The 24,506-nt window shown below is 70.9% G+C and carries 20 protein-coding genes and 1 pseudogene; 15 read left to right on the top strand and 6 right to left on the bottom strand.

Translation table 11 applies throughout. From position 1 onward, the window contains the following. Positions 1-15: 15 nt before the first annotated feature. On the bottom strand, positions 16-2,355 hold the full coding sequence (glgX, locus tag PV734_RS24865) for a glycogen debranching protein GlgX (RefSeq protein WP_319291949.1): 2,340 nt from the start codon (positions 2,353-2,355) through the stop codon (positions 16-18). Between the two features lie 192 nt (positions 2,356-2,547). On the opposite strand from glgX, the gene PV734_RS24870 reads away from it, so the two are divergent. The 7 genes from PV734_RS24870 (at position 2,548) to PV734_RS24900 (ending at position 9,730) form a co-directional block, all read left to right on the top strand. Then, positions 2,548-3,789, top strand: a complete 1,242-nt coding sequence (locus PV734_RS24870; RefSeq protein ID WP_319291951.1) for a L,D-transpeptidase — start codon at positions 2,548-2,550, stop codon at positions 3,787-3,789. Between the two features lie 221 nt (positions 3,790-4,010). After that, a complete protein-coding gene (locus PV734_RS24875) occupies positions 4,011-5,276 on the top strand; it encodes a L,D-transpeptidase (protein ID WP_415924262.1) in 1,266 nt (421 codons plus the stop codon). An 83-nt stretch (positions 5,277-5,359) separates the two neighbouring features. After that, positions 5,360-6,127, top strand: a complete 768-nt coding sequence (locus PV734_RS24880; RefSeq protein ID WP_319094961.1) for an enoyl-CoA hydratase/isomerase family protein — start codon at positions 5,360-5,362, stop codon at positions 6,125-6,127. Positions 6,128-6,445: 318 nt separating this feature from the next. Next, positions 6,446-6,949: an ATP-binding protein gene (locus PV734_RS24885; RefSeq protein WP_006375339.1), complete on the top strand. Its 504-nt coding sequence runs from the start codon at positions 6,446-6,448 to the stop codon at positions 6,947-6,949. Positions 6,950-7,038: 89 nt separating this feature from the next. Then, positions 7,039-7,809, top strand: coding sequence for a polysaccharide deacetylase family protein (locus tag PV734_RS24890; RefSeq protein WP_319094962.1), 771 nt, complete (start codon positions 7,039-7,041; stop codon positions 7,807-7,809). Then, the gene (locus PV734_RS24895; RefSeq protein ID WP_319291955.1) at positions 7,809-8,999 is read left to right on the top strand and encodes a hypothetical protein; all 1,191 of its coding nucleotides are present in this window, start codon (positions 7,809-7,811) and stop codon (positions 8,997-8,999) included. Before PV734_RS24890 ends, PV734_RS24895 begins: the two co-directional genes overlap by 1 nt. Before the next feature lie 98 nt (positions 9,000-9,097). Further along, on the top strand, positions 9,098-9,730 hold the full coding sequence (locus PV734_RS24900; protein ID WP_319094964.1) for an ADP-ribosyltransferase: 633 nt from the start codon (positions 9,098-9,100) through the stop codon (positions 9,728-9,730). Positions 9,731-9,832: 102 nt separating this feature from the next. Here PV734_RS24900 and PV734_RS24905 read toward each other — a convergent pair whose 3' ends face one another. After that, positions 9,833-10,471, bottom strand: coding sequence for a GNAT family N-acetyltransferase (locus PV734_RS24905; protein WP_319094965.1), 639 nt, complete (start codon positions 10,469-10,471; stop codon positions 9,833-9,835). Positions 10,472-10,641: 170 nt separating this feature from the next. On the opposite strand from PV734_RS24905, the gene PV734_RS24910 reads away from it, so the two are divergent. After that, entirely contained in the window at positions 10,642-10,854 is a 213-nt protein-coding gene (locus PV734_RS24910; protein WP_307626949.1) for an EF-hand domain-containing protein, read from the top strand. A gap of 60 nt (positions 10,855-10,914) precedes the next feature. Here PV734_RS24910 and PV734_RS24915 read toward each other — a convergent pair whose 3' ends face one another. Continuing rightward, complete coding sequence (locus PV734_RS24915; protein WP_319094966.1) at positions 10,915-12,891, bottom strand: beta-N-acetylglucosaminidase domain-containing protein; 1,977 nt, start codon at positions 12,889-12,891, stop codon at positions 10,915-10,917. Between the two features lie 296 nt (positions 12,892-13,187). On the opposite strand from PV734_RS24915, the gene PV734_RS24920 reads away from it, so the two are divergent. The 6 genes from PV734_RS24920 (at position 13,188) to PV734_RS24945 (ending at position 22,060) form a co-directional block, all read left to right on the top strand. Further along, entirely contained in the window at positions 13,188-14,021 is an 834-nt protein-coding gene (locus tag PV734_RS24920; RefSeq protein ID WP_319094967.1) for a hypothetical protein, read from the top strand. Further along, on the top strand, positions 14,018-16,348 hold the full coding sequence (locus PV734_RS24925; RefSeq protein WP_319291958.1) for a hypothetical protein: 2,331 nt from the start codon (positions 14,018-14,020) through the stop codon (positions 16,346-16,348). The genes PV734_RS24920 and PV734_RS24925 overlap by 4 nt, the downstream gene beginning before the upstream one ends. Then, a complete protein-coding gene (locus PV734_RS24930) occupies positions 16,345-18,216 on the top strand; it encodes a hypothetical protein (protein ID WP_319094969.1) in 1,872 nt (623 codons plus the stop codon). The genes PV734_RS24925 and PV734_RS24930 overlap by 4 nt, the downstream gene beginning before the upstream one ends. Before the next feature lie 103 nt (positions 18,217-18,319). After that, entirely contained in the window at positions 18,320-19,000 is a 681-nt protein-coding gene (locus PV734_RS24935; RefSeq protein ID WP_319094971.1) for a hypothetical protein, read from the top strand. Between the two features lie 325 nt (positions 19,001-19,325). Next, positions 19,326-20,225, top strand: a complete 900-nt coding sequence (locus tag PV734_RS24940) for a protein phosphatase 2C domain-containing protein (RefSeq protein WP_319291961.1) — start codon at positions 19,326-19,328, stop codon at positions 20,223-20,225. Then, positions 20,192-22,060 (top strand): hypothetical protein, encoded by a 1,869-nt coding sequence (locus tag PV734_RS24945; RefSeq protein WP_319291964.1) that lies wholly within the window; start codon positions 20,192-20,194, stop codon positions 22,058-22,060. The genes PV734_RS24940 and PV734_RS24945 overlap by 34 nt, the downstream gene beginning before the upstream one ends. Positions 22,061-22,074: 14 nt before the next feature. Here the strand turns inward: PV734_RS24945 and PV734_RS24950 are convergent, their stop codons facing one another. Together PV734_RS24950 and PV734_RS24955 are read right to left on the bottom strand one after the other, a co-directional pair. Continuing rightward, positions 22,075-22,770, bottom strand: coding sequence for a Crp/Fnr family transcriptional regulator (locus tag PV734_RS24950; protein ID WP_319291967.1), 696 nt, complete (start codon positions 22,768-22,770; stop codon positions 22,075-22,077). A 55-nt stretch (positions 22,771-22,825) separates the two neighbouring features. Then, entirely contained in the window at positions 22,826-23,386 is a 561-nt protein-coding gene (locus tag PV734_RS24955; protein WP_319094975.1) for a glycoside hydrolase family 25 protein, read from the bottom strand. A gap of 168 nt (positions 23,387-23,554) precedes the next feature. On the opposite strand from PV734_RS24955, the pseudogene PV734_RS24960 reads away from it, so the two are divergent. Next, a pseudogene (locus tag PV734_RS24960) lies at positions 23,555-23,972 on the top strand (MFS transporter); the annotation flags it as partial. Positions 23,973-24,014: 42 nt separating this feature from the next. On the opposite strand, the gene PV734_RS24965 reads toward PV734_RS24960, so the two are convergent. Then, positions 24,015-24,449, bottom strand: a complete 435-nt coding sequence (locus PV734_RS24965; RefSeq protein ID WP_415924263.1) for a hypothetical protein — start codon at positions 24,447-24,449, stop codon at positions 24,015-24,017. Positions 24,450-24,506 lie beyond the last annotated feature (57 nt).

Raw genomic sequence — 24,506 nt, forward strand, 5'->3', positions numbered from 1 at the left:
CTCAGGCAGGCGCCCTCACCCCACCACCCGCAGCAACAGCACGGCCCGGCCCGGCAACCCGATCTCCTCCCCGGCCCGGTGTTCGACCCCCGGGGCCTCTCCCTGCTCCTCCCGCGAGGTGTCCACGACGACCTCGTACCGGTCTGCCCAGGGCGCCCCCGGCAGCACGAAGCTCGTCGGGCGGTCGCCCGCGTGGAGCACGGCCAGGAAGCTGTCGTCGACGATCGGCGCCCCCCGGGCGTCGCGGCCCGGGATGTCGCGGCCCGAGAGGTACATGCCCAGGGTCGCCGCCGGCGCGTACCAGTCGCCCTCCGTCATCTCCGTGCCGTGCGGGGTGAACCAGGCCAGGTCCCGAAGGCCGTCCGCCGAGTCGGCCCGGCCGGAGAAGAAGGCGCGTCGGCGCAGGACGGGGTGCCGGTGGCGCAACTCGACGAGGCGGGCCGTCAGTTCGGTCAGCGCGCGCCAGCCCGGGTCCTCCAGCAGGCTCCAGTCCAGCCAGCTGATCTCGTTGTCCTGGCAGTACGCGTTGTTGTTGCCGCCCTGGGTGCGCCCCAGTTCGTCACCCGCGACCAGCATCGGAACGCCCGTCGACAGCAGCAGGGTTGTCAGCAGGTTCCTCAACTGGCGTCGCCGCAGCGCCCGTACGTGCTCGTTGTCCGTCTCTCCCTCCGTGCCGCAGTTCCAGGCGCGGTTGTCGTCCGTACCGTCCCGGTTCCCTTCCCCGTTGGCCTCGTTGTGCTTGCGCTCGTACGACACCAGGTCCCGGAGCGTGAAACCGTCGTGCGCCGTGACGAAGTTGACCGAGGCGTAGGGGCGCCGGCCGCCCCACGCGTACAGGTCGCTCGACCCCGACAGGCGGTAGCCGAGGTCCCGTACGTCCGGCAGCGCGCCCCGCCAGAAGTCACGTACCGCGTTGCGATAGCGGTCGTTCCACTCCGTCCACAGGGGTGGGAACGCGCCGACCTGGTAGCCGCCCGAACCGACGTCCCAGGGCTCCGCGATCAGTTTCACCCGCCTCAGCACCGGGTCCTGGGCGATCACCGCGAGGAAGGGGGAGAGCATGTCCACGTCGTGCATCGAGCGGGCCAGGGCCGCCGCCAGGTCGAAGCGGAAGCCGTCCACCCCCATCTCGGTCACCCAGTACCGCAGCGAGTCCGTGATCAGGCGCAGTACGTGCGGCTGGACGACGTGGAGCGTGTTTCCGCAGCCCGTGTAGTCCGTGTAGCGGCGTGCGTCGTTCTGCAGCCGGTAGTAGCCCCGGTTGTCCATGCCCCGCAGGGACAGTGTCGGACCGTGTTCGTCCGCCTCCGCCGTGTGGTTGTAGACCACGTCGAGGATGACCTCGATACCCGCCGCGTGCAGGGCGCGCACCATGCGCTTGAACTCGCCGACCTGCTGGCCCGCCGTACCCGTCGCCGCGTAGCCCGCGTGCGGGGCGAAGTAGCCGATCGAGTTGTAGCCCCAGTAGTTCTTCGTGCCCCGGCGCAGCAGGTGGTCCTCGTGCGCGAACTGGTGCACCGGCAGCAGCTCCACCGCCGTCACGCCCAGCTTCGTCAGGTGCTCTATCGCCGCCGGATGGGCCAGGCCCGCGTACGTGCCCCGCAGTTCCTCGGGGATGCCCGTGTGCAGCTTCGTGAATCCCTTGACGTGGACCTCGTAGATCACCGAGTCCGCCCACGGCGTTTTCGGGCGGCGGTCGTCCGCCCACTCGTCGTCGGGGGCGTCGTCGTGGACGACGACGCCCTTCGGGACGAACGGCGCCGAGTCCCGGTCGTCGCGCACGGTGTCCGCGACCTGCTGCTGGGGCCAGTCGCGGACATGCCCGTACACCTCGGGGGGCAGGTCGAAATCGCCGTCCACCGCACGGGCGTACGGGTCCAGGAGCAGCTTCGCCGGGTTCCAGCGGGCGCCGGTCCAGGGGTCCCAGCGGCCGTGCACGCGGTAGCCGTACCGCTGGCCCGGCATGACCCCGGGCACGAAGCCGTGCCAGATCTCGTGCGTCAGTTCGGTGAGCGGGACGCGGGTCTCCGTCTCCCCGCCGCCTGCCTCCCCTCCCTCCACCTGGCCGAACAGGCACAGCTCCACCGCCTCGGCCCCGCCCGCCCACAGCGCGAAGTTGGTGCCCGACACCCCGTCCGGCCCGGTGCGGAAACGCGCGCCCAGCGGCATGGGCGTCCCCGGCCACACGGGTACGTAGGGCAGCGCGGGGCGTGGCGCGCCGTTCAGCGCGGGTTCGGTGGGGGCATCGGTGGTGACGCCGGTGGTGACGTCGGTGTCTGGCAACACGGCTTCGGGGCGCCTCTCCTCGACGGCGCGCTCGTTCGCGACCGCCTTCTGCTCGGCTGCGCTGGACACCTCTCCGCCTCCCGCGACTCGTGGAACGGGTGGAACGAGTGAAACGCAGCCCGCACAACGAGAACAAGTGTGCGGCGTCCCGGCCGCAGAGACCTGTCGCGTCGCTCTTCGCGTCGTTTCTCCCCCCTGTTCTGCCCAGAGCGTGGCTCGCACTCACGTTTCCCCGGGGCGGGCCGCGTCGTTGGGGTCAGCGTGAGGCACGTAACTGGGCGCGCTCGGCGCGCGAGGGCCGGGCTGGCCGCCGTACTGACATGGGCAGGACTGCTGGCCGGAGCCGCCGGCTGCACTTCGGAGGGGGTGGGAGGGGTGGATTCGGTGTTCGGGAAACCCCGGGCACCGATGGACGTGATCCGCGTCTCGCCGGACGACGGCAGTCGCTCCGTGCGCCCCGACAACCCCCTTCTCGTACGGGTGCCCAGCGGGCGCCTGGAGTCGGTGAAGGTCGTCAGGGCCCAGGACGCGCAGGAGTCGGCGGTGGCCGGACGGATCTCCGAGGACGGGCTGTCCTGGCGGCCCGACGACGCTCGGCTCGCGCTGGCCGCCAGATACACGGTCGACGCCGTGGCGCTCGACGCGCACGGCCGCCGTTCGGCCCGGCACACGACCTTCACCACGTATGTGCCCGATGAGCGGTTCATCGGATACGTCGTCCCGGAGAACCGCGCCACCGTCGGCACCGGAATGATCGTGTCACTGGAGTTCAACCGGGGGATCCGCAACCGCGCGGCCGTCGAACGCGCGATCCACGTCACCGCCGAGCCCGCCGTCGAGATCCGCCCGCACTGGTTCGGCGACGACCGCATCGACTTCCGGCCCGAGGAGTACTGGGCGCCCGGCACCGAGGTCACCGTCGACCTCGCGCTGCGGGACGTCGAGGGGGCGCCGGGGGTCTACGGGATCCAGCGCAAGACGTTCACGTTCACCGTCGGCCGCAGTCAGGTCTCGCTCGTCGACGCCACCGCGCACACCATGGAGGTGCGGCGCGACGGCGCACTGCTCGCCACGGTGCCGATCACGGCGGGGGCGCCGAAGTCGACGACGTACAACGGGAAGATGGTCGTCACCGAGATGCTGGAGCTGACCCGGATGAACGGTGCCACGGTCGGCTTCAAGAAGAAGGACGGCCGGGGCGAGTACGACATCCCGGACGTGCCGCACGCGATGCGGCTGACCACCTCCGGCACCTTCCTGCACGGCAACTACTGGGCGCCGGACGCCTTCGGCAACACCAACGTCAGTCACGGCTGCGTCGGGCTGAAGGATGTGAAGGGCGGCAGTTCGGACAGTCCGGCGGGCTGGTTCTTCGACCGGAGCCTGGTCGGCGACGTCATCGAGGTCGTCCACAGCAAGGACAAGAACGTCGCTCCCGACAACGGCCTCGGCGGCTGGAACATGGACTGGAAGGAGTGGCGGGCGGGCACTGCCGTGAAATAGCCCGGAGTTACCGGAGTTACCGGAAGCGGCGGTCGCCGGAGAGCAGTGACGGTCACTGGAATCATGTGAACAGTCGCGTCCGACAATCTGATGATGTTGGGACGAAACAGTGACCTTCCGGGGCCGCCGGGGGGTATGACCTTGTGCTTAATATGCGCCCGGGTGCGTGGGACGCGCCGGGGAAGCGGGCCTGGACCAGGCCACGGGGAGGGGAGACCAGCTTGAACACGCGACCGATATCGGGGGCTTCGGCTGCGGCACGACGGGGTGGGGCACGGAAAGGCGGGATACGGGGGAGCGGCGGGCCGCTGGCGCTGCTCGCCGGTGTCGTGCTCGTCGCCGTCACCGCGTGCGGCGGGGGCGGCGGCTCGGACTCCGGGTCCGACGACGCGAAGCCCAAGGGCAAGGACTCCACCACCGCGCAGACCCAGCAGTCACAGGCGGTCGTCACCATCGCGCCCAAGGACGGCGCGAAGTCCGTGGACACCAGCGGCGCGCTCAACGTCAGCGCCGCGAAGGGCAAGCTGACCGAGGTCAAGGTCGAGGACTCCAAGGGCAACGCGGTCGCGGGCGCGCTGACCGCCGGCGACACCAAGTGGGCGCCCGCGACGCATCTCGCCGCGTCGACCACGTACAAGGTGCACGTGGTGGCGAAGGACGCCGAGGGCCGTACGGCGGCTGAGGAGTCCTCCTTCACCACCCTCACCCCGAAGAACACGTTCGTCGGTACGTTCACGCCCGAGGACGGTTCGAAGGTCGGCGTGGGCATGCCGTTCTCGGTCCGCTTCACCCGGGGCATCACGCACCCCCAGGACGTCGAGAAGGCCATCACCGTCAAGACCGAGCCGGCCGTCGACGTCAAGGGCCACTGGTTCGGCAACGACCGCCTCGACTTCCGCCCGGAGAAGTACTGGGCGCCGGGCACGAAGGTCACCGTCACCCTCGCCCTCGACGGCGTCGAGGGACGCCCCGGCGTCTACGGCAAGCAGGCCAAGCAGGTCTCCTTCACCATCGGCCGCAGTCAGGTCTCCACGGTCGACGTCAAGACCAAGAAGATGGTCGTACGACGGGACGGCAAGGTAATCAAGACCATCCCCGTCACCACCGGCAAGCCCGGCTACGACACCTGGAACGGCCAGATGGTCATCACCGAGCGCCTTGAGGTGACCCGGATGAACGGCGAGACGGTCGGCTACGGCGGCGAGTACGACATCAAGGACGTCCCGCACGCCCAGCGCCTGACCGACTCCGGCACCTTCATCCACGGCAACTACTGGGGCGGGGACGCCTTCGGCAACTACAACGCCAGCCACGGCTGCATCGGCCTGCGGGACGTGCGCGGCGGCTACGACAGCGGGGTGGCGGCGGCCTGGTTCTTCAACCGGTCGATGATCGGCGACGTGGTGATCGTGAAGAACTCCAACGACCGGATCGTCGACCCGGCCAACGGCCTCAACGTCTGGAACATGTCCTGGGACAAGTGGTAGGCGTAATCCCGGTACGTAGTCGAGGGCCCGGTGTGACCGACCGCACCGGGCCCGTTGTCGTTAGCCGCCGTTAACCTGCATCCATGACCGTGAATCTCGAAGTCGCCGAAGGTGTGGGCACGATCCGGCTGGACCGGCCGCCCATGAACGCCCTGGACGTCGCCACCCAGGACCGCCTCAAGGAGCTTGCGGAGGAGGCCACCCGCCGGGACGACGTACGGGCGGTCGTCGTGTACGGCGGGGAGAAGGTGTTCGCGGCCGGCGCGGACATCAAGGAGATGCAGGCCATGGACCACGCGGCGATGGTCGCCCGGTCCAGGGCCCTGCAGGACTCCTTCAGCGCCGTCGCCCGTATCCCCAAGCCCGTCGTCGCCGCGATCACCGGCTACGCGCTCGGCGGCGGCTGCGAGTTGGCGCTCTGCGCGGACTACCGCATCGCCGGCGACAATGCGAAACTCGGTCAGCCGGAGATCCTGCTGGGAGTGATCCCCGGCGCGGGCGGTACGCAGCGGCTCTCCCGGCTGATCGGCCCCTCCAGGGCCAAGGACCTGATCTTCACCGGACGAATGGTCAAGGCGGACGAGGCACTGTCACTCGGTCTGGTGGACCGCGTGGTGCCGGCCGCCGACGTGTACACCGAGGCGCACGCCTGGGCGGCGAAGCTCGCGCAGGGACCGGCGATCGCACTGCGCGCGGCCAAGGAGTCGATCGACGCGGGTCTGGAGACGGACCTGGAGACGGGGCTCGCGATCGAACGGAACTGGTTCGCGGGCCTGTTCGCGACGGAGGACCGGGAGATCGGGATGCGGAGCTTCGTGGAGGAGGGCCCCGGCAAGGCGAAGTTCCTCTGACCTCCGCCGATTTCCCCGGGCTTTGTGAGTTCCGTGAGTTCCGTGGGTTCCGCCAAGGTACTCGCGGTTGACGCGTTGTCTTCTACGGGTCCCTCGAAGGAGCGGTTTATGGGAGCCTTGAGCCAGCCTTGAGCCTGTGTTGACGAGGGGGCCTGTCGCTTGCCTGAAAGTGAGCTTCCGCCGCAGGTCAATGAGGCTGTGGAAGTCGCCGAAATGCCAACGACATATGCCGGACGGTCTATTCGGAATGACGCGTTCCGGGGGGCGTATTCCTCCGGAACGGCCCCCGAGGGCGGCGTGGACGGCCATGATGGGGGCATGGCGGGGCTGGAGGGCATGGAACAGCCGCGGGGACACGGCCGTGCGACGGCGGCGCGGTGGTCGCCTGCGGTCGAGGACGAACGGGCACTCAAGGCGCTCGAGTTGTTCGGAAACCCGACGGAAGCCGAGGTTCCGCTGCCGTCCCGCCCCGAGTCCGCCGCCACCGCCCGCCGCCTCGCCCAGGTCATCGTGCTGCGTCAGTGGGGACTGAGCCCCAAAATGACGGAGGACGCGGTCCTGCTCGTCTCCGAACTGGTCGGCAACGCGGTCCGCCACACCGGCGCGCGGGTGTTCGGCCTGCGGATGCACCGGCGCCGTGGATGGATCCGGGTGGAGGTCCGGGACCCCTCGCGAGGCCTGCCCTGTCTGATGCCGGTCCAGGAGATGGACATCAGCGGACGGGGACTGATGCTGGTGGACAAGCTCTCCGACCGATGGGGCGTCGACCTGCTGCCACGCGGCAAGACGACGTGGTTCGAGATGCGGGTCGCCGACCGGTAGACCGGGGTTCGGGGGCGGCGGGCGGGATGGGCGGGCCGCCGATCGGGCTAATCGGCCGTTTTCTGCACCAACCCCCCTTAAATGGTCGGGTGACCACGACCGACCGCCGGGCAGTGCTGCGCGCGGGCGCCGGGATCGTCGCCTCGGGGGTGCTGACCACCGGGTGCGCGAGCGGTGCCGGCACCGGCGGTGCCGCCGCCCTCCCGTCCCGTACCCCGGCGACCCGTGCCCCCGCCGCCGCCCCTGCCCCGCTCCTCCGCTACCCCGCCCAGATCCCCCACGGCCCCCGAGACCGTCCCCGTGTCGCCCTCACCTTCCACGGCAACGGCGACCCCGCCACCGCCCACGCCCTGCTCTCCGCCGCCGAGAAACACGGCTCCCGGATCACCGTGCTCGCCGTCGGGACCTGGCTCGACGCGCATCCCGGCCTCGCTCGCCGCATCCTCGACGGCGGTCATGAACTCGGCAACCACACCCTGCGCCACCTCGACATCAACGACATGCCCGAGGCGGACGCCGATGCCGAGATCAGGGGGTGCGCCGAGCGGCTGAAGAGGCTCACCGGGTCCATCGGCACCTGGTTCAGGCCCTCGCGCGCACCCCGCGCCTCCCCGCTCGTCGAACGGCTCGCCCGCCGGGCCGGCTACCCGCACGTCCTGTCGTACGACGTCGACCCCCTCGACTTCACCTCGCCGGGCGCCCCCGCCGTCGTACGCAACGTCATGGCCGGCGTCCGCGCCGGATCGATCGTGAGTCTGCACTTCGGATACGCGGACACCGTCGCCGCGTTCCCCGGCCTCCTCCACGAACTCGACCGTCGCGGCCTGCGCGCGGTGACCACCACGGAGTTGCTGACCTGATGCCCCTCACCGCCATCACCCGCGCCCTCGTCACCGGGGCAGCGCTCACCCTCCTCGCCGGACTCGCCGGCTGCGGCACCGAGGCCCCGGACCGGCCTCACCGGGCCCTCGGCACGGTGAGGCCCGCCAGGCCCGCCGTACCCGCCAAACCCCTCGTCCAGGGGCTGCCCGGGATGCCACCCGTCCTCGACCCCCGTGACGTCTACGCCGCCGACCGGCCGAACAGACTCTCCCCGGTCGTCCGGGACTTCCCGTCCCGCGTCTACGTGCCCAACACCGAGTCCGACACCGTCTCCGTCATCGACCCGAAGACGTACGAGGTCGTCGAGACGATCCACGTCGGGCGCCAGCCCCAACACGTCGTGCCCTCCTGGGACTTGAAGACCCTCTGGGTCAACAACAACCGAGGGCACACCCTCACGCCCATCGACCCGAGGACCGGGGAGGCGGGCGAACCCGTCGACGTCCACGACCCCTACAACCTCTACTTCACGCCGAACGGCGAATACGCCGTCGTCATGGCCTCCCTCGACCGCGAGCTGGTCTTCCGGGACCCGCACACGATGAAGGTCGCCAAGACCGTCCCCGTCAGCTGCTACGGCGTCAACCACGCCGACTTCTCCCTCGACGGCCGGTACTTCATCGTGTCCTGCGAGTTCAGCGGCGAACTGCTGAAGGTCGACACGGAGAAGATGAAGGTCGTCGGACAGCAGAAGCTGCCGTTCGAGGGCGCGATGCCGCAGGACGTCAAGATCTCGCCGGACGGCAAACGGTTCTACGTCGCCGACATGATGGCCGACGGCATGTGGGTGCTGGACGGCGACAAATTCACCAGGCCCACCCTCCTGCCCACAGGCAAGGGCACCCACGGGCTGTACGTCAGCCGCGACTCCCGCGAGATGTACGTGTCCAACCGGGGTGAGGGCACCATCTCCGTCTTCGACTTCGCCAAGGGCGAGGTCACGAAGAAGTGGCATCTGCCCGACGGCGGCAGCCCCGACATGGGCGGCGTCTCCGCCGACGGCAAGGTCCTCTGGCTGTCCGGCCGTTACAACGCCGAGGTGTACGCCGTCGACACGCGTACCGGGAGGCAAATCGCCCGCATCCATGTGGGCAGGGGCCCGCACGGTCTCGCCGTCTACCCCCAGCCCGGCCGCTATTCACTCGGCCACACAGGCATCTTCCGCTGATCCGACGCCAGTTGGCCCACCTTCACCACGGCAGGTGACACGCCGCCGAACGAGTGATGATCCCCGACCCGCCGCCGCAGACCCGACAGGGTGCACCCATGATCACAACTCGCCTGCGGCGGCGGACCGCTGCCGTCACCCTCTCCCTGGCAGCGGTCCTCGCGACCTCGGCCGCCACACCCCCGGTCGCCGCTCCGAAGTCCGCCGGCAACGCCTTCACCAGGGCCTTCACCAGGGCCGCCGCCCCGACCTGTCCCCAGTTCGACGACCCCGTCAAGGCCGCTGTCGACCGCCGCGTCGACGTCGACCGCATCACGCCCGAGCCGGTCTGGCGCAAGACCTGCGGCACCCTCTACCGCAGCGACGGCCGAGGCCCCGAGATCGTCTTCGCGGAGGGCCTCAAGCCCAGGGACGTCGTCAACGGCCAGTACGACATCGAGAAGTACGTCCTGGTCAACCAGCCCTCCCCGTACGTCTCCACGACGTACGACCACGACCTGTACAAGACCTGGTGGAAGTCGGGCTACAACTACTACATCGACGCCCCCGGCGGCGTGGACGTGAACAAGACCATCGGCGACACCCACAAGTGGGCCGACCAGGTCGAGGTCGCCTTCCCCGGCGGTATCGAGCGGAAGTACATCATCGGCGTCTGCCCGGTGAACAAGACCACCAAGGTCGAGATCATGAGCGGCTGCGAGAGCAACCCGCACTTCGAGGCCTGGCACTGAGCCGCTCCGCCGGGTAGGCAGGGGTGTGTAGGTGGTCCGTTCTGCCGCGGGCCGGTGGGGGCTTGTCGCGCAGTTCCCCGCGCCCCTTGAGGACGCAGCCGCTCAGTCTGCGAGCAGTAGCGCCTCGCCGCCCACCGGCCTGAACCCCGCCGCCTGGAACGCCCGCACGCTGCGGGCGTTCCCAGGTGCCATCTGCGCCCACACCGGCTCCCCACCGCTCAGCTGCCGCGCGGCCGACGCCAGCGCGCGGCCCAGCCCCCGGTGCCGTACCGGCTCCGCCACCTCCACCGCGGCCTCCAGTCGGCCGGCGACCCCGTGTCCGAGGATGAGGATCCCGCCGTCGGCCGCCCACACCCGGACGTCGTCACGGTGCCGGTGCGCCCGGGTGATCCGGTGATGACCGGGATCGTCGATCTCCGTCAGCGTCAATGGGGGATCACCCTGAAGCGGGGAGGCCACGGCGAGGAGGTCGATCGTCTCGTTCGAGCGGCCGGTACGGTCCATGAGGGCGGTCAGGAAACGCGGGTTCATCGGCGCGGAGAGCGCGTCGCTGTCGACGCCGGCCAGGGTCCGGCGTACCCAGTCCGGGTCCTCGTCGGTGAAGACGACCGCGTGCGCGGTGAAGGCGAGGACCCCGGCGTCGCGGTGCGCGGCCTGGGGCACGACGGTCGTACGGCCGTCGGGGGGCGGGAAGACACCCCGCGCCACGGAGTCGAGGATGTCCTTCAGCGTTTCTCCCACGGTGCCCCTCCCGGCCGCTCAGGTCCCCACCCACCGGAAGGCCCGGACTCACGAACATGATCGCTGACGGCACCGGACATCTCACCCCGTGGGTGGGCGCGGCGCTGCGCGCGCACTTGGCCAGCTAATCTGACCCCGTCAGCAGTACGTACATGAAGGGGCGGGTCCCGGTGGCGGACATCGAGGAAGCACGCAAGCAGTTCGAGCGTATCGACACGAACGGTGACGGGGTCATCACGGCCGCCGAGTTCAAGACCGCCCTGGCACAGGCGGGCGACTGGAACGTCACCGAGTCCGTGGCCGAGGTCATCATCGCCTCCCGCGACCTCGACGGCGACAAGCTCCTGTCGTTCGACGAGTTCTGGACGTACCTGAACAAGTAGTGCGAAGCGGTACGGAGCGGTATGCGTGAGAGGTGCCCGCCGGTCATCGGCGGGCACCTCTCACGTTTCCCTCAGCGCACGGGCCACGAACGTGTCCAGGACGCCCGCACCGACCTCGACCTCGCGGGCACGGCCCTGCCAGTCGATGACCGTGTGGGCGCGGGCCGCGGCGCGCAGGGCCCGGACCTCGGAGCGGCTGCCCCCGCCCTCGTGGACGGCCATCGCGCCCAGCGCGGCCCGTGCCCAGTCGCTCGCGCAGGCCAGCCACGGTGACGCCGCCGAGCGGAAGGCGGCCGGGACCGCGTCACGGGCCCCGGCCAGGACCGTCAGCCGGGTGCGCAGGGCCTTCTCGGCGGCGGCGCCGCCCCGCCAGTACGCCGTCGTCAGTGCCGCCAGTCCCGGCGCCTGTACGGCGTTGACACGGGAGGCGCGGTTGACGTCCGCGAAGGCGCGCAGGGCCGTGAGGGCGCGGGTGTCACCGGCGGCCAGGGCGGCGAGACCCGCGTCGAGGGCGGCCTCGGGGCGGTATCTCTCGGGGTTCCAGGTGTAGGCCGCCAGGGAGAACAGGGCCGGGGCGGACGCGATGGCCTGGTTCATCGGGTTGGCGGTGAGGCCGGCGACCGTGCCCGGCAGCGTGCGGTCGCGGCCCTCGTAGGGGCCCAGCAGAAGGTGGCCCGGGGTGTAGTCGTTGACCGGGTAGTTGTCCCAGATCAGCACCGGGTGGGCATAGGTGCCGCGGGCCTCGCGGGCCTGGGCGGTGCGCAGCGTGGGGGAGACGACCTGGGCGCCGGTCCACATCACGGTGACGGCCGGGTCGAGCCGGGCGGCGAGGGTCCGCTTGTACGCGCTGGACCGGGCTCCCGTGTACTCCGTGGGCACGGTGATCAGCGGCGCCGCACCCCGGTGCTTGGCGACGAACTCGCGCTGGACCCGGCCCAGGAGATCGGCCTGCGCGCGTGCGACGGCGGCCTTGCCGGTGCCGTACGCCGACTGGTCGCGGGCGCAGTTCCAGCGGCTGATGTCGATGTCGTCCAGGGGGACGGCGAACGCCCGCACCCCGATGTCCCAGAGCTGCCCGAACTTTCGGGTGAGCGCGGCGGTGTCGCCGGGGGAGGAGTAGCAGACGGTGGGGCCGGGGGAGACGGCGTGGACGAAGGTGATGTGGTCGGCGGTGGCCCGCTGGACCAGGGCGCGTAACACGGCCAGCCGGGAGGCGGGGTACGGGTCGCGCCAGCGGGCACGCAGATAGGGGTCGTCCTTGGGCGTGTAGATGTACGTGTTCAGCTTCCAGCGGGCCGCGAGGTCCAGCTGTTCCAGGCGCTGTCGCTGGGTCCAGGGGGTTCCGTAGAACCCCTCGACGATGCCCCGGATCGCTGTTGCGGGCCAGTCGCGGATGTGTACGACGGGCAGTTCGGCGCGGGGTGCGGAGGAGCCGACGGGACGCACCAGCTGGGCCAGTGTCTGGGCCGCGTGGAAGGCGCCGGCCGGATCGGCGCCGGCGAGCACGATGCGCGGGCGGCCCTTGTCGTCGGGTCCGACGGCGAGGACGTAGCCGGACGGCGGAAGCGCCTTGCCTGGCTCAAATCCGAGGGTTTCAAGGGTTGTTGACGTCTCGTCAGAGGTTTGGCCGGTCTTGGAGGCGATGGTGAGGAGCAGTTCGTTCCGCTGTGCGCGGTCGCCGTAGCGGACCTGGTGGACGCCGGCCTCGCGAAGGGTCCGGGCGACCGTGTCGAGGGTGGCCGCGTCGGTCCCGGAGTCGGCGTGCAGTGCCACCGTCTCGCCGATCCGCACCGTGCCCCGGCCGGGACGCACGCTGCGCGGGGTGGGCCACAGCGCGGGTACCCGGGCCGGGGGTCGGGCCGCGCTGTCGTCGTCCGGGTCCGGTGGGGCGGAGGTGGACGACCGGGTGTTCCCCGTGGTGTTCTCCGGGGCGGCGGGGTCCTGGGAGCCGTCGGTGAGGACGGTCGCCAGGAGCAGGCCGACCAGGGCGAGTGCGGCGCCGAGCAACAGCGCCGGAGGCGTGGGCCATTGACGCACAGAGTCCCCCTCGGTGTCCCGACAGCTGTCCCGACCGCCGTCTCGTCCGTCCGTGCCGACCCTCCCCCTACCCCGTCCGGGAGGTGGTTATGACGGATCGCCCGATACCGCCCGAGGGACATGAGAACGGGGCAAGCGACCTCTTACCTGTTTGTGTGTCGTCATGTCGGAAAAGATGCCGATGTGTCAAATCAGCCACGCTGTGCGCCAGTTGGCGTAGACACTGTTGATGAATGGCCCTTGCATGGAAGGGCCGGGGCGCTCATGGCCCCGGCCCGGAGCACAGGAGGACGGACATGGTGTCGCCGGACCCCGTCGGCTACTGGATCGTGCTGCTCGACATCGAGGACTTCAGCCTGCGCCCGGAGAACGCCCAGGACACCCTGCACGACGAGCTCTACCAGGTGGTCGGGTTCGCACTCGGCCGAGCCGGCCTGGGCTTCGGCGACTGCCGGGTCCAGGACCGGGGTGACGGGATGCTGATCCTGGTCCCCGCGGCCACCAGCCCGGTCAGACTGCTGCGGGAACTCCAGCGCGGGCTGGACGACGCGCTGTTGGCGCACCGGGTGAAGTACCGGGAGGACCACGGGATGCGGCTGCGGGTCGGCCTCAACCAGGGGCTCGTCAGGCGGAAGGGCAAGCGCTGGACCGGCGATGCCATCAACGAGCTGGCCCGGCTGGTGGACGCGGGCCCCGTCAAGCGGGTCCTCGCCGAGGCACGGCGGGCCCGGCTCGTGCTGGTGGTCTCGGAGAACGTCCACAGGACGGTCGTGCTGGGCGGCTACCCGGGCATCGACCCGGCGGCCTATCTGCCCGCCGACTTCGTCACCAAGCACGGCGAACCGCGTCGCGGGTGGGTCACCGTCCCCGGCTACGCGGCGCCGCCAGGACTTCCCGCGAATCCGGGGGAGCCGCCCGGCCGGGCCACCGGGGGAGCCGCGGCCCCGGGCGGTGGAGCGGGAAGAGCCGGCGGCGGAACCGGCACGGGGAGCCCGGTTCCGCCGCCCACGCTCACCACACGGGACGTGACCGGCAGCCAGATCGCCATCGGCGAGGGAGCCAGAGCCGTCGGCCGTGACGACGTGGCGGGCAACGTGTACTACATCAACTCGCCCGTGGACGAGCCGTGAGCACGCCCGGCGCCCCGCCACCAGGACCGGCGCCCGCCGCGGCCCCCGCGCCGGCTCCCGCGCCGTCCCCCGCCGGTCCGACGCCCGCGGGGGCGCCCGGGGCGTCCGGCGGCACCCCGGGCGACGGCGGCACGCCTCCGGCGGGCGGTGACGGACAGGGCGGTGCACAGGGCGACGGCGGTGCCCAGCCGGGGGACACGGGCGGCGGCGACAACGTCGGCGCCGGATCGCGGGCCAGAGGGGCCACCAACCGCACCGGACAGGGCAGTCTCCGCGCCGGGACACTCCGCGAGGCGTGGACCCACATCGGCGGGGACCGGGTCCAGGGCGACAAGATCGTCGTCCAGGTGCGGGCCGGTGAGCGGGACGTCGTCATGCGGGCGCTGTCCGCGACCACCGTCGAGACCGTCCGGCACGCCTTCCAGGCACCGCCCCGCTGGGACGACGTACTGGCCGACGCCTGGCAGCGGCGGTCGGTCGTGCTGCGGGGACCCGGCGGGGCGGGCAAGACCGCGGCCGGGGTGCGGCTGCTGATCGCCGCCCAGGTGAAGACCTGGTACCTGCTGGACTCCGTCGCCGAACTGAGCCGGCTCACCGACCTCAGGCAACTCGGCAGCGGTGCAGGCCTGTTGCTGGACCGGCCGCCCGACCTCGACGGACTGAGCGGCTCCCTCCTCCAGGGGCTGGAGGAGCTGCTGCGCCTCGCCGACGCCCGACTCGTCCTGATCGCCGGACCCGAGGCCGAACTGGGGCGCGGGGCAAGCGAGTACGTACGGCGGATCGACCGACCCGGCACCCTGAACACCGTCCTCGAAGCCCATCTCGCGCATCTCCTGGGCGAGTTGGAGGCCGAGCGCGCACTCGCCGCCGCCGGTGTCGGCGACCTCGCCGCCGAACTCCTCGACGACCATGCCGCCTGCCGGGACGCCGCCCGCCTCGCCGAGGTGCTGGCGCACGAGCACAGGGCCGGCGCCATCGACACCGACCATGTGCGCACCCGGATGGACCGGGCCGGCGGCGAGAGCCCCGAGGAGTGGTTCGAGGGGCTCGGTGACACCGTACTGCGCACCCAGGCCGTCGCCCTCGCCGTCCTCGGTGGACTGCCCCAGGAGGACGTGGCACTCGCCGCGACCCTGCTCCTGGAGTGGTTCCGCAGCGAACGCGGCATCCTCACGCCCAGCGTCGACCAGGGCCCCGTACCGCTGCGGCACGACCCCTTCGCACAGTCCCGGCGGCTGCTCGCCGAGAAACTGCGCGCCCGGACCGTCGCCGCGGTCACCCGGGGCGCCCTCGGACGGCTGCCGTGCACGGTCGCCGAGTACCGCGACCCCGCCTACCCGCCCCGGATCATCCGGCACGTCTGGTCCGAGTACCGCATCCAGCGTGAACTCATCGGCTGGCTCGCCGAGTTGGTCGACTCACCCACCCAGCAGGTACGCAGTTTCGCCGGGACGGCCCTCGGGCTGATCGCCACCGAGGCCTTCGAGTACGTCGCCAACCAGGTCTTCGCCGGGTGGGCCATGGACGAGGACAACGGCTGGCAGCGCCGCGAGGCCATCGGATACGCCCTCAAGGTCTGCGCCCGCGATCCCGCCCTGCGCGGCGGCGTCCGGGCGCTCGTCGACGGCTGGTACCTGAGCGACGTGTGGCAGTACCAGGCCGCCGCCGCCCGCGCCTACGGGCTCTGCCTCGGCGGCGCCGACCTGACCGCCGCCGTCGCCGCGCTCACCCGGCTCGGCACCGTCGACAACATCCAGGTCGCCATCGCGATCGGCGACAGCTTCGCCGACCTGCTGGAGGAGGACCTCGCCGCACACGCCCTCGTCGTACTGCGCGCCGTGGCCGAGATGGCCCACACCGCCGAGAGCCGCGCCTGCGGACACCTCGTCTTCCTGATCCTCGCCGACACCCTCCTCTCCGAGGACCCCGCCACCCCCGGCATCGCCCCGCGCAGTTGCCCCACCCTGCTGCGGCTGGCCGCCAAGGATCCGTCGGGCGGCGAACTGCGGCGGCTGCTCGGCTACTTGTGGGCCGAGGTGATCGGCGGCGAGCTCTTCGGCGAGGAGGCGGCGAGCGTGCTGCAGAAATGGGCCGCCCAGGCCGAGAACGATCCGCTCCTCCTGGACGACCTGGTCCGCATCCTCGTCGACGACGTCGCCGCCCGCAGTCCCCGCGCGGGCCGGCTCCTCGAACGGCAGGTCACGCACTGGAACGAACGCGACAACTTCCGTCCCCTGCCCCGCTCCGCGGCCGTCCTCGGCACCGCTCTACGACTGAGACCGCCCGCTCCGCCCGCTCCGCCCGATCGGCCAGGAGGTGCCCGGTGACCCAGCCGGTGTCCTTGATCGTCAACCAGTCGCCGGTGCCGCGCTTCGCCGTCGGCCCCACCAAAGCGCGTGAACCCCACCTCGCCGTCGTCTACGCCACCGCCTCCGGCGAGGTGGTCTGCGTCGACGGCCGTCCGCTCACCCCCGGCCAGCAGGTCTTCTCCCGATACCGCACGCGGTACGAGGTCGACATGCGCCCCCAGCACCGCAGCGCGGTCCTGCGCAACAACCCCCTGGTCTCCCGGGACGGCGTCCACGCCTTCGAGGTCACCCTCTCCTTCACCTTCCGCGTCGACGGCTGGACGGGCGCCGAGGACTTCGTACGGGCGGGCCTCACCGACCCACTGCCCCTCGTCCACGGGTACCTGATCAGCCTGTTCCACGGCGCCGGTCAACTGTTCTCCATCGAGGACTCCTTCGGCCTCCAGCGCCATCTCAACCAGCTCTGTGCCGCCCCCGCCCACCTGCCCCAGGGACTGGTCGTGGACGGCTGCCGGGCCTCCGTACGTCCCGACGCCAAGGCGCTGGCCTTCCTGGAGTCGCTGATCGCCGCCGACTGGAAGGAACGCCAGGACTCCGCCGAACACGTGCCCGCGGTCGGCGGCGCCCACCGGGGCGGCCAGCTCGACGCGATCAAACAGGGCTACGAGATCGAGTCCACGAAACGGCAGGCCGACTCCTTCGCCGGCATGCTCACCAACAGCGAGGGCCTGATCCGGCACTACCTGGTCACCCACCCGGACGACGCCGCCGGCGCCTTCGAGATGAGCCGCCAGCTGGAGTCGGCCCGGATGGCCACCGCCGAACTCCAGAACCAGCGCGCGCTGGGCCTGTTCCAGGTGATGGCCGAGAAGGGGCTGATCGTCGCCGGGGATCTCGACCTGCTGCGCCAACAGCTCACCGGCCAGGTCGGTATGGCCACCGGCGGTCACGTCCCCCTCTCGGCCACCGCTCCGCCCGCCCTGCCGGGCGCCCGCCCGTGGGACGCCCCGGCGGCGGCCCCCGCCCAGCTCACGGCGGGAGCCCCGCAACCGGCGCCGGCACCCGCGCCCGCACACCAGCAGGGGGCGCCGGGACAGCCGCAGCAGGGGCAGCCACATCCGGGGATGCCTGGTCAGCCGCAGGGGATGCCCGGGCAGCCGCCGGTGTACGAACCCACGCTGGTGGTGCCGATCCAGCCGAACACGGCTCCCGCACCGGCCGCCTTCTCCGGCGCCGCGCTCATCTATCTCGTCCTCGACGAGTCCCTCGACCGGGGCTCCCTCGACGAACTCAACCGGGGCCTCGCCTCACTGCACTCAGCGCTCTCCGGCGCCCCGGGCGTCTCCGCCGCGCTGCGGCTGTGCGTGCTGGGCATGGCCGCCGCCACCGAACTGAGGCTGCCCCTCGACACGGTGCTGCCCAGCACCCGCACCCCGATCCTCACCGGGCGCCCCGGACTCTCGTACACCCACGCCTTCCGTACGCTCCAGGCGCTGCTGCGGCAGGACGTCGCCCTGGTGAAGACGCAGCGTACGCAGGTGCTGCGGCCGATCGTCTTCTTCCTCACCGGCGGTGTCCCCGACGAGGGCACCGGCTGGCGGACCGCGTACGCCGAACTCGTCGACCAGGGCGGCACCTCGGTCGCCCCGCACCTGATCGCCCTCGGCCTGGGCGGTGCCGAGGCCTCGACCGTACGGACGCTGGCCACCCGTCCCGAGTTCGGCTTCATGGCGGCCCCGCACCAGGACGCGGCCTCGGCCGCGCACAGCGTCGCCGCCTTCCTGCGGGACACGATCGTCGGGTACGGGCAGCGACTCGGCGCGGGCGACCCGCAGTTCGCCCTGGCGGCGCCGGACGGGTTCCGTGCGGCGGAGGACGCGCTGTGACGGCGGCGGCGAAACCGAGGCAGTCCACGACCCAGAACACGGCTCCGAACACGGCCCAGAGCACGGCGCAAGATCGGACAAGCACAGGTAAGGACAAGTGACGATGATCGAAAGCAACCGGGGGCACCTGCTTCCCGTCTACGTCCTGGCCGACGAGTCGGGGTCGATGATCAACCACATCGGCGACCTCAACGACGGCCTGAGGTCGCTGCACCAGGCGTTGCTCGGTGAACCGATGGCCGCGGCCAAGGTGCGCTTCTCCGTGCTGGGCTTCTCGGACGACGTGATCGAGCGGGTCCACCTCGTCGACCTGCGCAGCGCCGGCGAGTTCCCGCTCCTCACCACCCGCGGCATGACGAGCTACGCGACCGCCTTCGAGGACCTGATCAACCGCATCCCCGCCGACATCCAGGGACTCAAGGCCGAGGGGTACCAGGTGCACCGGCCCGCCGTGTTCCTCTTCACGGACGGACTGCCCAACAGAGGGGAGGACTGGCAGAACGCCCACCGCCGGCTCACCGACCGGCAGTCGACCCTCGGCGCGCCCAACATCATCGCCGTCGGCATCGTGGACGCCGACCCGCACATCATCAACGAGGTCGCCACCCAGCCGGAGTTCGGGTTCATCGTGAACAAGGGGGTCGACGTCGGCGACGCCATCGCCAAGTTCTGCACCGCCCTCACCAGAAGCGTCATCGCCTCGGGCCGTTCGCTCGGTTCGGCGAGTCCGCAACTCACCGTCGACAAGCCGGAAGGCTTCACCGTCGCGATCGACGTGATCTGACGTGGCCCTGTTCGGCAAGCGACAGAGCGAGACGGACCGACGGTCCGACCGGCCGGACCCGGCACGGAGCCCGGACTCCGTGCAGCGCCCGGCCTCCGCACCTGACTCTGGCCCCCTACCCGGCTCGGGCCCCGTGCGACAACAGCCCGACCAGGCACAACAGCCCTACCCTGTACGGCAGTCCGGGGATCGGCACGGCAACGGGACGGGTGTCCCCGGGCCCGGCACGGCCCCCGGCACGGAGAAGGCACCGGAGCCGGCACCCGAGTCGGTGGCGGCACCAGCGGCGGTACCGGGGGAGGCGCCGGCAGGGGTACCGGTGGGGATGAACATCGCCGGGCACTGGCGGCCCATCGTGGTCGGCAAACCGGTCCCGCCGTTCGACACCGTGCCGCCGCGTGGGCTGTCCTACCGTCCGGACACAGTCTGCGACGGCTGGCAGACGGGGAAGATGGCGCTGCGCCTGGCCTCCGTACGGGGAAATCAGCACCGTTACGAGGGCCGCCCCCGCGAGGACGACGCGGCGGCGGCCTGGGACGAGGGCACCGGAACCGTGGTGTTCGCCGTCGCCGACGGGGTCTCCAGCGCGCGCCAGCCGCACATCGGGTCCCAACTGGCCTGCCGCAGCGCCGTGGACGAGATGCTCAGCCAGGTCCGGGGCGAAGGCGCCGGATATGTCGCCGACTGGGACAAGCTGCTGTCCACGGTCCACTGGCAGCTCGTCGAGCAGGCCCGCCGTATCCTGCACCGCCCCGACGCGGGCCCCGAGGAGACCGCCGGACTGCTGGCGACCACCCTGGTGGCCGGCACGGCGACACCCACCGACCAGGGCGTCTTCGTCCACCTGATCTCGATCGGGGACTCGGGCGCCTGGCAGATCAAGCACGACACGTTCTACCGGCTGACGGGCGGCAAGGGGGGCGGCTCGGACGGGCTGTACTCCTCGACGGTGGACCCGCTGCCCTTCCTCCCCGGAGTCATCCGCCCGCTCTCCTTCGCCCTGGAACAGCAGACGGTCCTGCTGGTCGGCACGGACGGGTTCGGCGACCCGCTCGGCGACGGAAAGGGAGCCGTGGCCCGTCACTTCTACTACGGACTGCTGCGCCCCGTACCGCCGTTGGGCTTCGCCCACCTGCTCGACTTCTCCCGGGAGACCTACGACGACGACCGCACGCTGATCGCCCTGTGGCCGTGGAACGACGCACCGGGGGGCCCGAGTTGCTGACGATCTCCTGGGTCGGGCGCGACAGGCTCGGCGACCTCCCCGCGAACCGGCTGGGCGACGGCGGACAGGGCGTCGTGTACGCGGTGCCCGACCCACCCGGGAAGTTCGCCGGCGAGTACCTCGCGTACAAGGAGTACCTGCCGGCGGTGACCAGTGACCCCGACGCCCTCTGTGAACTGGTCCGTTTCTTCGACGAGTTGGGCCGCACCGACCGGCACGACCACTCCTACCTCGACAAGCGGCTGACCTGGCCGACCGCGCTCGTCTACACCGGCGCCCGGCCGACGGAGCCGCTGCCGCGCGACAATCCCGGCACCGTGGTGACCGGGTTCCTGATGCAGCGGATCACCGAGGAGTTCGAGCTCGACAGCAGACGGCTGGGCAAGGTGAAGCCACAGGACATGGCGTTCCTGCTCAACGACGACGCGTTCACCGGTTCACTGGGGCTGGACGTCGACGACGGGCGCCGGCTGCGGCTGCTCATCGACCTCGCGGCCATCCTCAACAGGCTGCACCGGCACAGGGTGACCGTGGGCGACCTCTCGCCGAAGAACGTCCTGTTCATGCTGGACCCCTCTCCCAAGTGCCTGCTGATCGACTGCGACTCCATGCGGCTGGCCGGGAGGGACGTCCTGCCCCAGGTGGAGACGGACGACTGGGCGGTACCGGAGGCGGCGAAGGCGACGCCGGCCTCGGACACGTACAAGTTCGGCCTGATCGCCACCAGGCTCTTCAACCGGCAACAGACGAGCACCGATCTCACCGAGCTGCGCAACGTGTCGTCCGCGCTGGCGAACCTGGCCGAACGCAGCAGGGCCTCCGATCCGGGCGCGCGTCCCCCGATGGCGGAGTGGCTGCGGGTACTGGAGCAGGCGCGAGGCCAAATGAAACAGCGACCTCCGGCGCCTCCACGGCAGCCCCGGTCGCAACCGGGTCCGCGGCCGGCCGCGCCTCAGCAGCAGACCGTCACACGGCCGAACGCCGGGTTCCGGTTCCCCTCCCCGGGGCCGACCGCACCTCCGAGCCGGCCGCGTCAGAACCCGGTGACGCCCTTCCCGCAGCCGGCCGCACAGCCCAACCAGCCCACACAGTCCAGCCCTTACACGCCGTACGTGCCGTACCCGGCCCCTCAGCGGCGCCCTTCCCATCCGGGCCTCTCGGCAGCCGCCCGCGCGATCGGCGTGGTCGCGGTCCTGCTGGTCGCCGCGGGAGTGTGGCTGTCCACGACGCGGTACTCCCCGTTCAACGACACCGCGACCTCGGGAGACTCTTCCGCGTCCTCGTCCTCGTCCTTGTCCCCGGGCTCGACCTCGGGCTCGTCGTCGGACACGGCCGTCAAGTCGGCCCCCGACCCGATCGACTCGCCCGACTCGACCGAGACCCCGGCGGAACCGGCCGTGGTGGACCGGGCTGCGGCCCCCGGAGCGACCGTCGACTTCTCGCAGGTCGTCGACGACCCGAGGGCGCGCGGGGTGGCGACGATGTTCGCCCACTTCTACGGGGCGATCAACGAGCGCGACTACGCGAAGGCGATGCGCCGCTACGACCCCCACTCCAAGGTGGTGAACATCGACTCGGCCAAGAGCCGGGAGGGGTGGACGCGGGACATGAGCACGACCCGGGAGTCGGACATCGCCCTGACCGCCCTGTCCGGCGACGGCACGTACACCCTCGCCACGGTCAGTTTCCGCAGCAACCAGGACGCCGGGTACGGGCCCGCCTCGGACCCCGAGGACACCTGCGACGACTGGACGATCACCTACCAGTTGACCAACACGAAGGGCTACCGCATCTTCAAGGCGCCCAGGGAGGGGGTGAGTTACACGTCCTGCTGAGAGACGGGAGGTCGTCAGCCTCCGAACGCCTGTCCCTTCAGATGGTCCACCGACCGGATCAGCAGCGACTGACGCCCCGTCACTATCCAGCCCTGTCCCCGCCACTGCTCCAGCACCCGGCTCACCGTACGGCGCGAGCTGAGCACCAGACCCGCCAGGTCGTCCTGCGAGAGCGGCAGGGTGATGCGTACGCCGGTGCCGTCCGGGTCGGGATGGCCGCAGCGTTCGGCCAGGTCGAGGAGGAGGGCGGCGAGGCGCACCGGGACCGGCTCGGTGATGCCGGTGCGCTGGAGGTCGGCCTCGCGCAGCCGCCCGGACAGCGTCTGTTCCAGCGCGGCGGCGACTCCGGGGCTGGAGCGGGCCAGCGCCTGGAAACGGACGGCCGGCAGATGCAACAGGTCGACCGTCGTCGCCGTGTGGAGCGAGGCCGAGCGACGCCTGCGCTCCAACCCGGCCTGCTCACCCAGGAGTTCACCGGGGCCGCGCAGGGCGAGCAACGCGCGGTATCCGGCGTGGGACTGGGCGACGACTTTGACCCAGCCGCGCAGCAGCACCACGAGATGGTCCGAGTCCTCGCCCTGCGTCAGGAACTGCTCGTCGGCGGGCACGGACACCCGGGTCGCAGCCTGGAACACCGCGGCCCGGTCCGCGGGCGCCAGAGCCTCCCAGAAGGTGGCCGGACGACGGCTGCTTGTTCCCGTCTCGGCCATGGAGTGCCCCCGGTCCAGGTGTGCGACTGTGCAGAGAATACGTCGGCCGTACCCGTCAGTTGAAGGCTGCCCATTCCTGCAGCGCCTTCTTGGTGGCGAAGTCGCCGACGTTCGTGTCGACCGGGTCGTCGGTGTACTGGTGGAAGCGCCATGTCGCCTGGATACGGGGCTCGCCGGCCGTCACGTAGTCGGCGATCCACAGTCCGTCGCCCGCGTAGGAGGTCGTGTCGACGTTCAGCCAGTAGCTTCTGTTGCAGTAGAGGATGACCCGGATGCCCGGCCGCAGCTCCTTGAGCTTGCGTATGAAGGCGTCCTTCTCGGCGTTCGACGCGTGTGTGCCGTCGCCCGTCGTCTCCCAGTCGACGGCGAGGACGTCGGCGCCGTCCCTCGCCGAGGCGTTGCCGAGGAAGTACTCGGCCTGGGCGGTCAGGTTCCCCGGCCACAGGAAGTGGTAGAAACCGACCACGCAGCCGGCGTCACGGGCACGCTGTGTCTGCGCCGCGAGCTTGGGATTGACGTACGAACGGCCCTCCGTCGCCTTGATGAAGACGAACGAGAGGCCGTCCGTGTCGAAGGCGGAGGACTGGTACGCGCTCACGTCTATGCCGCGCAGCATGGGTTTCTCCCTGAAGTGCCGTTGGGGGGACAGGGGTTGCTGTTTTTCCCCTACCTTTGCACAAGTGATTCCGGTTACGGGAACCGGGAGAGTCGAAGGAGCTGGCGACCTGGTGTTCGGCCGCCGCATCGCGGACGCGCCGATCGACGAACGCGCACGCATCGATCTCGTCGGAGGGAGCCACTCGTCGACCCGGCCATGTTGCGGAACAGGCGACTCACCGGCGGGCTGACGATTTCTTTCCGGACGTCTCTCCGCGGCGGATGGTGCGGCTCGGGATTCTCGCGTTACTCGAGGGCGCGGGGTTCTGATGGCCGCGCTCGACGCGGACGCCGGTGCGGAGATCGTCGCTGCCCCGCTCCTCTTGATCGGGCTCGGGATGGGCGCGCCGGCGTCCCAGCTCGGGGCGATCACCGTATCCGCGGTACCAGAGTCGCGGAGCGCCGTCGTCGGCGGCCTCCAGAACGCCGCCGCCAGGATCGACGGCCTGCGCGCCGCACTCGCCATCCTGGCCTTCACCGCTCTCCTCGCGATGTTCTTCACCCACCGGATCCCGAAGACCCAGCCCGGTTCGCCGGAGCGGTAGCCGCGGGACGGCGGTGACGGCTGGAACCACGCCGCCCTTGCTTCATCGCTCCGACGGGCTGGGAGCGGTACACAGCGCCCAGATCACGAAGCCGTTGATCGCGATCAGGACGACGGCCCAGAACGGCGCGTAGGGGATCCAGAGGAAGTTCGCGAGCATGGCCAGGCCGGCCAGCCCCACGCCGACGACCCTCGCCCAGGTGGCGCCCTGGAACAGGGCCGCACCGGCGAGAGTGATGACCACGCCCATGATCAGATGGATCCAGCCCCATGCGGTGATGTCGAACTCGTACACGTAATTGCGGGTGGTGACGAACACGTCGTCCTTGGCGATGGCGGCGATGCCCGCGAGAAGCGTCATCAGGCCACCGGAGATCATCAGGACGCCCGCGAAGACCACCCAGCCGCTGCCGAGGCCGGTCCTGGTCGAACTCCGTACCGCCGCGCCCGAGTGGCTCCCACTCACATGACTGGTCATCGCAGCCTCCTTCGTGTCTTACGGCCCCGCACACAACCGCGCGTTCGCGTTCACGTT

The sequence above is a fragment of the Streptomyces sp. AK08-02 genome (assembly GCF_033795085.1).
Lineage (GTDB): Bacteria > Actinomycetota > Actinomycetes > Streptomycetales > Streptomycetaceae > Streptomyces > Streptomyces echiniscabiei.

Bases quoted from the DNA above. Each gene is read 5' to 3' on its own strand.
- PV734_RS24935 (WP_319094971.1), top strand. From the start codon at position 18,320: ATGATCGAAAGCAACCGGGGGCACCTGCTTCCCGTCTACGTCCTGGCC.
- PV734_RS24885 (WP_006375339.1), top strand. From the start codon at position 6,446: ATGGCGGGGCTGGAGGGCATGGAACAGCCGCGGGGACACGGCCGTGCG.
- PV734_RS24940 (WP_319291961.1), top strand. From the start codon at position 19,326: ATGAACATCGCCGGGCACTGGCGGCCCATCGTGGTCGGCAAACCGGTC.
- PV734_RS24955 (WP_319094975.1), bottom strand. From the start codon at position 23,386: ATGCTGCGCGGCATAGACGTGAGCGCGTACCAGTCCTCCGCCTTCGAC.
- PV734_RS24950 (WP_319291967.1), bottom strand. From the start codon at position 22,770: ATGGCCGAGACGGGAACAAGCAGCCGTCGTCCGGCCACCTTCTGGGAG.
- PV734_RS24895 (WP_319291955.1), top strand. From the start codon at position 7,809: ATGCCCCTCACCGCCATCACCCGCGCCCTCGTCACCGGGGCAGCGCTC.
- PV734_RS24965 (WP_415924263.1), bottom strand. From the start codon at position 24,449: ATGACCAGTCATGTGAGTGGGAGCCACTCGGGCGCGGCGGTACGGAGT.
- PV734_RS24900 (WP_319094964.1), top strand. From the start codon at position 9,098: ATGATCACAACTCGCCTGCGGCGGCGGACCGCTGCCGTCACCCTCTCC.
- PV734_RS24920 (WP_319094967.1), top strand. From the start codon at position 13,188: ATGGTGTCGCCGGACCCCGTCGGCTACTGGATCGTGCTGCTCGACATC.
- PV734_RS24880 (WP_319094961.1), top strand. From the start codon at position 5,360: ATGACCGTGAATCTCGAAGTCGCCGAAGGTGTGGGCACGATCCGGCTG.